The organism is Curtobacterium sp. PsM8 (genome assembly GCF_030433875.1).
Classification (GTDB): domain Bacteria; phylum Actinomycetota; class Actinomycetes; order Actinomycetales; family Microbacteriaceae; genus Curtobacterium.
This window is the reverse complement of the sequence record NZ_JARUXD010000154.1, coordinates 1-799: the sequence shown is the minus strand read 5'-3', so window position 1 is coordinate 799 and position 799 is coordinate 1. Positions and strand designations below refer to the sequence as shown.

The following is a 799-nucleotide window of genomic DNA, read 5'->3' as shown; positions in this document are numbered from 1 at the left end:
TACTGCAAGGGGGACCTTGTGGGAGAGTAGGACGCCGCCGGACTTCTTTTCAATGATGTGGCCACTGGCCCTCCATCGAGAGCACAGCTCTCGTGAGGGCCGGTGGCCATTTTCTGTTTGATCTCAGATGCATGAGGTCGACTCTGCGTCCGGTTCATGATGGACTTGACCTACAGGGGCAGCTTGGGCCGCCCCAGCACGACACAACGACACAGCGGACGATCGCCGGGACACGAGTCTCGGCACGCAACGAGGAGCTACGGTGGCGAACGACGACGAACAGCGGCGAGACGGTCGAGACGGAGACCGTCCGGATCGACCTCGCCGCGAAGGCGACAGCGGTCGTTGGTCGTCTGGGCCGCGTGACTTCGAGCGACGTGAAGGTGGGCGTGCCGGCGGTGGAGCCCCTCGTGGCGATCGTCCTCGCAGCGACAGCACGGATCGTCGGCCCTCTGGTCGCGACTTCCGCGAAGGCGGATCCCGGAACGACCGTCCTTCGTGGCGATCTGACCGTCCTGCAACTGACCGTCCGCGTCGTGATGGAGACCGTCCGTTCCGTGGGAACGACGACCGTCCGCGTCGTGATGGAGACCGGCCCGTTCGCGGGGGGAGCAGCGACCGTCCGTTCCGTGGGAACGACGACCGGCCCCGCCGTGATGGTGACCGTCCGTTCCGTGGGAACGATGACCGCCCCCGCCGCGACGGTGATCGGCCGTTCCGCAGCGGCAGCAACGACCGTCCGTCCCGTGGGAACGACGACCGGCCCCGCCGTGATGGTGACCGTCCGTTCCGTGGGAAC

General features: G+C 66.8%; 1 protein-coding gene. It reads left to right on the top strand.

Annotated features, from left to right (window positions below; all coding sequences use genetic code 11):
- Window positions 1-92: 92 nt before the first annotated feature.
- Window positions 93-799, top strand: a 707-nt coding sequence (locus QCD68_RS17195; protein ID WP_301223891.1) for a hypothetical protein, incomplete at its 3' end; no start/stop codon positions are given.